Below are 7,076 nucleotides of genomic sequence, written 5' to 3' on the forward strand. Positions count from 1 at the left end.
GCGAGGCATTTGGATATGCTTATTAGGCCAGAGATGAATTAACCATCGGAATTGTCGGTTTTTCGCTGTAAAGGTATGGTTTGCCGAGCGGGTTTGAGGTATAATCGGGGACAGGTCTTATACGAATTTATTTGCGGAGGAGTACGATGATGGAAAAAGTACTAGTTTTCGGTCATAAAAACCCTGACACCGACACGATCTGCTCGGCGATTGCCTATGCAGAACTGAAAAATCAGATTGGCCTGAACGCAGAAGCAATCCGCCTTGGCGCGGTAAGTAGTGAAACTCAATATGCATTGGATCAATTCGGCGTGGCTGCGCCTCGTCTTGTTGAAGCAGTAGCTGCTGAAGCCAAACAAGTTATTCTCGTTGACCACAATGAGCGCCAACAAAGCGCCTCCGATATCGATGATGTGACGGTTATTGAAGTTATCGACCATCACCGTATCGCCAACTTTGAGACGAAGGCTCCGCTGTACTACCGTGCTGAGCCAGTCGGCTGCACAGCGACGATTCTGCTCAAGCTGTACAAAGAGCATGGCGTAGCCGTGAAAAAAGAGATTGCTGGCCTGATGCTGTCGGCGATCATTTCCGACTCCCTGTTGTTCAAATCCCCAACTTGCACGGAGCAAGAAGTAGCGGCAGCTCGCGAGCTGGCCCAAATCGCTGGAGTGGACGCCGAGTTCTACGGTCTCAACATGCTCAAAGCCGGCGCTGATCTCAGCGACAAAACGATTGCTCAGCTGGTCAGCCTCGACTCCAAGGAGTTCTCCATGGGCGCGGCCAAAGTTGAGATCGCTCAAGTCAACGCTGTTGACCTGAACGATGTTTTCTCCCGCGAAGCTGAAGTTGAAGCAGCGTTGAACGACATCATCGCTTCCAAAGGATTGGACCTGTTCGTATTCGTCACGACGGATATTCTGAACAATGACTCCGTAGCGATCGTTCTTGGCAAACATGCGGCAGCTGTGGAGGAAGCATTCGGCGTCAAGCTGGACGGCAACAAAGCGACGCTGAAAGGCATCGTGTCCCGCAAGGCTCAGGTTGTTCCAGTTCTGACGGAAATTCTTTCTAAGAAATAATTGAGTTGAGAAAAGCGCCTACCCTGCGAAGGGAGGCGTTTTTTGTTTGTTAACTTCGAGATTGTATAAAAATCCGTCGGAGAAAGTGCATTGCCCGTTCGGACGCTCTCCGGTACGATGGGAACAGGCTTTAATGAGAATGAATCTCAATTAATTCATCAGGAGAGGGATACATAATGAGCAAAAAATGGGTCATAACTGCGTTGGCGTCACTGCTGCTGGTTGGGCTGGCGGCCTGCGGCAGCGGGCAGAACGAAACTTCCAACAATAACGCCACAGCCGTAGAAAATACACAGAAAGAAAATGCGGCGGGCAATAATAGCGAGGAAGCAACAGCGACAACGAAAAAGATGCAGGACGAGTTCGGGGAGGTTGAAATTCCGATGAATCCGCAGCGGATCGCCGGATTATACGTAGAGGATTATTTGAAAGCGTTGGGCGTTACGCCGGTCGTTCAATGGTACAATCCGATGTGGGGCAAACAGGATTATCTGAAGCTGGACGTCCCAACCTTTAATTATACCGGCCAGGTGGAAGCACTGCTGAATTACGATCCCGATCTCATTATAGTAGACGGCGGCGCGGACAAGGTGAAATACGATCAATTTGCCAAAATCGCTCCAACCTACCGCTTGCAGGAAGACGTGCTGGACGATCCGAAAGAAACGCTGCTGAAAATTGGTGAAGTGCTCGGCATGGAGGATAAAGCGCGGGAGGTCGTTCAAGCCTATGATCAAAAAGTTGCGGACGGCAAGGCCAAGCTCCAGGCTGCAGTAGGAACCGATAAAGTAGCCGTGTTGCGCATTAATGTGGCGGAAAAAACGATCGCACTGTTCGGCGTGAAAAACCGTTTCACCGGAATCGTATTTTCCCAATTCGGATTAACGCCTATCCCGCTTGCGGCTAGCATGGAGGAGTACCAGCAGGTGCTGTCGCCGGAATTCATCCCGCAGCTGGAGGCAGATCGCATTATTATTTTCCCATCCAACGGGGGCTGGGATTCCGCTGAGAATGCAGATGCGTTCAAACTGCTGGACGATCCGCTGTTTAAGTCGCTGCCTGCGGTCAAAAACGGCCATGTATACAAAATGGATCGCACCTACTGGCAGTCCGGCGCCATTTTATCGAACCAGATGAAGCTGGATGATTTGCTGAAGGCGATTGTAAAAGAATAGGGAGAGAGCTCTCGGCCGGAAACAGCGGCTGTAGAGCTCTTTTTTTAGTTAAAGTCGTATGATCCATGTTGATTTTGCCCATCAACCGAGTTGGTTTATTTTCAAGGATATCGATTTTCTTTCGCATGTTGCGATATACTGATATTAATTGAGAATACTTCTCATTGGTTGGTGGATTAAGGAGGAGACGGGATGGAGTCTGTTGTCAGCGGGTATCAACCGTCTTGCTATTTGTATGAATATGGGGATATCCGATTGTTCGGCAAAAGGCAGGATGTGCTCCGGCTTCCCCAGCTGGACGGATGGGACACGCTTCTGATTGCAACTTCGGACGGTGGAAAAGTCCACTGGGGAAGCGGAGAAGCCCGTTTGCTGAAGCGTGGAACCGGCCTGTATATTCCGGGAAAAGCAGAAAGCTCGGACGACGAGCTGGAGCTGGAGGGGGCGAGCGGATATTTGCTGCGCTTTCGGCAGCTGCGCCGCAGCGGCATTTTCTCCGATAAGGCGGGGGATGAAGCGAAGGAAGCACGGGTTCAGGATCCAGAAATCACTGGCATAGAGCCGCAGTCTGGTACCTGTTCCAACGCGTTGTTAAGGTTTTCCGAAAAGCTGGAGCTGTTATCCTTCAGGCCGTTTTCCCGTTGTTTGCTGCTGCTCGAAACGCTGTTCAAGCTTAAAGGAAGCACGGAACCGCTTGCATGCCTCGAATGCGATATTTGTTTTCAAGAGCTGATGTGGCAGCTGCTCCAATATCGGGCGGCAGAGCCAAGCGAAGCGGGACATGCTTCGGCGGTTGAACGGACTATTGGATATATTGAGAAGCGATACGCGGAAATATTAAGCGTCGGAGAGCTCGCGGAGGTTGCAGGAATGGAGCGGGGGCGCTATACTCGTCAATTCAAAGCTGAGACCGGTCGGCTCCCGCTCGAATATGTGAACGAGGTGCGGATCGGGCGAGCGCAGCAGATGCTTCTGCTCACGGGGGATCGCCTATCGGAAATTGCGCTCTGTTCCGGGTTCAATAATGAGTATTATTTTAATCGCCGCTTTAAAGGCGCAACAGGGGTGTCCCCAGGCCGATATCGCCGCCTTTACCGGAGTGGAACAAGAATGTTTGCTCCATTTCTAGAGGATTATTTGCTGGCACTAGGCCAGTTCCCTGTTATGCAGACAGTCCATCCGCGCTGGGGCAAGCAAGACTATTTGAAGCTGGAGGGCGTGCCAGAGTACGATGTCACCTCTCCGGATTTGGCGCGGCTCGCTTCTTTGGAGCCTGAACTGATATTGCTAAACGACGGGTATCGGCGATGGGGGCTCGATGAATGTCGTCAGGTCGCGCCGCTGTTCAATCTGCCGTATTTTCACGAGGATTGGAGAGCGACGCTTCGCTCTCTTGCCGCCGTTATCGACGTCGAAGAGCTGGTGGATGACATCGTGGCGGATTACGAGCGCAAGGCGGCAAATGCCAAACGCAGATTGAGCCGGCACATCGGCTCTCAAACGGCGGCGTTTCTGCGGATCAGCGGGAACAAAGCGTCGTTGTACGGTTATGAACGGGGGTTTACCGCCGGGGTGCTTCATCGCGATTTGGGATTAAGTCCCGATCCGCTTGTTGTCCGCCTGACCGCCGGGAAAAGGATGGCGGAGTTGAGTGAAGTCTCAATAGCGGATCTGAAGGCTGACCATCTGTTCATTGCTTATGACCGGGATGCGGGTGAGCCGGACGTGCTGACCGGGAGCGCTCCATGGAGAAGGCTTCCGGCCGTGGCGGCAGGCCGCGTGTATGAGGTCGATTTTATGGCCTGGATGAACTACGGCATTCTATCTCATCACCGCAAGGTGGAGGATGTTATAGAGGTTCTGCTGTAGCTGAAGGATGGACGGCTCCGTTAATTAGTAACGAATCCGTCCACGTATTCTCTTCTGGAGCGAGAAGCGTCGTCCAGCCAGCGCATAAGCCCATCGCGTGCTATCAGAATTTTGTTTCCGATTTTAATATGGGGAATCATCTCTCCGGTAAAGGAGCCAGTACGATTGAACTTACTCTGCTCGGCGGCTAGCATTTGTCTAAACTCTTGCTCAGTCAAACCAAGCAGTTCGGCCGCTTCCTCAATTGTAATTAACGGCTTATCGTCAGCTGCCGAGGCGGACGGCACAGGCGCAGGCGAGGCAGCAGTTGTCACAGCCGTATCGGATGAAACGCCTTTACCAAGAATAATGCTGCTGGCAACTAGCGATACTCCGAGGACAACGCTCGCAAGCAATAGCGAATAAGATTGAAGCTTCATAATAGCTAGTAACCTCCTTTGATTTTCCATATATTTAAGAGTATAACAAAAGAGAAGAGATCACGCAGCAGCAGGGGCTGTTGCGTGATCTCTTTTAACTATTTCAAAGATCAGAAAATAAGACCGTTAATAGTGTTATAGATGAAAATATATTGATAGAAAGGTATGAGGTATATTATGAAAATTTGGACACTAAAGTCAAATGCTAAATATTCAGTTACTTTTAAAGAAAGAAAGGCAGATCTAGACTTTTGCACAGGCGAGTATATAAATAACTGGAATAGGACGGAAATGAATGTAGTGAGGAAGGGATTTGGAAATAATTACCCTAGATTTTTACAGAGGATTCCTGCAATGAGCAAGAAAGTTTATGAAATTCTTAAGGAATATATGAAGGATCAAATACAGCCGCTAGAAGTTCTTGTTGGGGATAAGGAATATGTTCTAATTAATGTTTTGAATATAACAAATGCCGTTAATTACGATCAATCTGACACGGTAAGATACGAAGATGGTACAGTTGTTGCATTCAAAAAAATTGTTTTTGTTGAAGAGCGTATTGAGGGAAATATTTTTAAAGTTAAAGAATCGGCAAATACAGACGTCTTCGTAACTGATGTATTTCGTGATGCCGTGCTGAAAACCAAAATAAAAGGTATAGATTTTGAACTCGAGTGGGACTCGGAAGAAGATGTAGAAGAAACAGCCAGAATTGAAGCGGAGAGAATACGTAATTACGAACGGCGTATTGCCGAGATCGACAGCTATCAAGGACCTCGATTTAGTTGGTCGGAAGCCTACCCAATGGTAGAGCAAGGAAGGGCAATGGTGAGCGGGAAGTGGAAGCTGCAGGCCGATTCCAAGGGAGAAGTGCTGATCGGCAGCATTATTCACGATGGAAGTTATACCTGGAATAACCCGATTTTTATCCCGCCTGTTCTTCTCTATCTTCCATGGCATGAAGCAGAAAAATCTGCCAACCTCGATTATTCAGCTACATAAAAATATAAGTTTTACCATGCTAGGTTTGCGCCGCCACCTTCTCCCTGTTGCTCTCATAGTCTATTTAATGGAATCTAAAATTGAGACTAGCAGGAGTGAATCAATATGATTCTCAACGCTGGGCAGGCCGAAACTAGCGGATTTGGCGGCAGCTCCAGATTAAGTATGGTACTAGTACTTTTCATTCTTCTTTGTATTGTCGTTTCCACCTTCCTGCCTAACACTATCGTAGCTGAAGAAGCTGCCAATATTGGAGCGGGTTCGGTGGAATTCCACGTCATTAACAATACCGGCTACGCTTTTTTTATGTATAAAATATCGGGAGATATCGCTCAGAATCCAACATCCTTTAACCTTCGTCCTAATGGAGGCAGCACTACGGTATTTGTAGTCAATCCTTCTCCTGTTGGATTAACTAAGGTCACTTCTAGTTTCCTGGTTCATAATCCTAGATTTGGCGGGGACTTTGATCGGGATGGGCTAGTAATTGTAACGATGGCAGTCCGCGAAACTACAATTGGCATTCCTTACAGAAGATTTGATAGCGTGCAGATTGCGCGAGCCCCGCTTTATAATCCGATTGGCTACCTGATCAGCGGCTTAACTTTAACGTTTAATAACCTGTAACGCTTCTGCTTCTAAAATCAAAAGGCGAAAACGGCTCCTCATAGCCGTTTTCGCCTTTACTATTTCACCCTGCGCCATCCCATTTCTGTGCATACTCGCCCGGCTTGATTCCCTCGTATCGGGCAAAGGCGCGCTTAAACGAGTATACATTTTCGTAGCCGACGGTTGAGGCGATCTTCTCCATATCGCCACTGTTTTCGCGCAGCAGCTCCTTGGCCCGTTCCATCCGCAGCCGGGACAGATAATCGTAGAAGTTGACGCCTGCCACTTCTTTGAACGTTTTTGATACGCTGGAAACCGACATGTCGATCATCGCCGCCAGCGATTTGAGCGATACGTCGGACTCCGTGTAGTTCCGGTTGACGTAGTCCAGCAGCTTGCTTCCGATCTCCATTTCTGACGGCGTGTTGGAATATTGAATTCGCTCGCAAATGACGGTGCTGACCTCCAGTACATAACTCCACATTTCCTCCGTATCGCCCGATTCGGCGCGGCTGCGAAACTGCTTTGCGTAGAGGGTCGAGTTTATGTTCATCTCGGAAAGCACGCGCAACATCGTTTCCATCAGCAAAAGGGTAAAGTTACAGTATCTTGGAACGGCAGAATCACTAAAAATCAAGATTTATATGGCATACAATATAATAACCCGATGGGGCCATATCAGCCCGTATATTGGGCAAAAGATGGCATATATAAAGTTAATGTTTTTTCTGTAAGCGACAGTGGAAAAACTACTAATGCAAGGCAGGCTGAGGTAGTAGTTTCGAATGATTTTGCAAATCCAATAGCATTGATTCCTACTCCTCCCAAAAAGGCATTTATTAAGGCTCTTCGCTCTATTGGATGGGCAATGCTCGAAAAAATAGTGTAATAGCCATGCAAATTCGTAAGAGTTTCTTTAA

At 48.5% G+C, this 7,076-nt stretch carries 7 protein-coding genes; 5 read left to right on the plus strand and 2 right to left on the minus strand.

Annotated features, from left to right (window positions below):
- The first annotated feature begins 149 nt into the window (after positions 1-149).
- The 3 genes from CGZ75_RS20585 to CGZ75_RS20595 all read left to right on the plus strand — a co-directional run bounded on the left by CGZ75_RS20585 (position 150) and on the right by CGZ75_RS20595 (position 4,126).
- Positions 150-1,082, plus strand: coding sequence for a manganese-dependent inorganic pyrophosphatase (locus CGZ75_RS20585; protein WP_089526154.1), 933 nt, complete (start codon positions 150-152; stop codon positions 1,080-1,082).
- 176 nt (positions 1,083-1,258) lie between these two features.
- Complete coding sequence (locus CGZ75_RS20590; protein WP_089526155.1) at positions 1,259-2,257, plus strand: ABC transporter substrate-binding protein; 999 nt, start codon at positions 1,259-1,261, stop codon at positions 2,255-2,257.
- A 192-nt stretch (positions 2,258-2,449) separates the two neighbouring features.
- A complete protein-coding gene (locus tag CGZ75_RS20595; protein WP_089526156.1) occupies positions 2,450-4,126 on the plus strand; it encodes an AraC family transcriptional regulator in 1,677 nt (558 codons plus the stop codon).
- A 20-nt stretch (positions 4,127-4,146) separates the two neighbouring features.
- Here CGZ75_RS20595 and CGZ75_RS20600 read toward each other — a convergent pair whose 3' ends face one another.
- Positions 4,147-4,545 carry a helix-turn-helix domain-containing protein gene (locus CGZ75_RS20600; RefSeq protein WP_176444941.1) on the minus strand — a complete coding sequence of 133 codons (399 nt, stop codon included), beginning with the start codon at positions 4,543-4,545 and terminating at the stop codon, positions 4,147-4,149.
- A 177-nt stretch (positions 4,546-4,722) separates the two neighbouring features.
- Between CGZ75_RS20600 and CGZ75_RS20605 the strand changes: the two genes are divergently transcribed.
- Both CGZ75_RS20605 and CGZ75_RS20610 read left to right on the plus strand, forming a co-directional pair.
- Positions 4,723-5,547 carry an imm11 family protein gene (locus tag CGZ75_RS20605; RefSeq protein WP_089526158.1) on the plus strand — a complete coding sequence of 275 codons (825 nt, stop codon included), beginning with the start codon at positions 4,723-4,725 and terminating at the stop codon, positions 5,545-5,547.
- Between the two features lie 105 nt (positions 5,548-5,652).
- Entirely contained in the window at positions 5,653-6,174 is a 522-nt protein-coding gene (locus tag CGZ75_RS20610; RefSeq protein WP_089526159.1) for a hypothetical protein, read from the plus strand.
- Positions 6,175-6,238: 64 nt separating this feature from the next.
- Here the strand turns inward: CGZ75_RS20610 and CGZ75_RS20615 are convergent, their stop codons facing one another.
- Positions 6,239-6,709, minus strand: a complete 471-nt coding sequence (locus CGZ75_RS20615) for a helix-turn-helix domain-containing protein (protein ID WP_245851001.1) — start codon at positions 6,707-6,709, stop codon at positions 6,239-6,241.
- Between the last annotated feature and the right edge of the window lie 367 nt (positions 6,710-7,076).

The organism is Paenibacillus herberti, from assembly GCF_002233675.1.
Taxonomy (GTDB): domain Bacteria; phylum Bacillota; class Bacilli; order Paenibacillales; family Paenibacillaceae; genus Paenibacillus_O; species Paenibacillus_O herberti.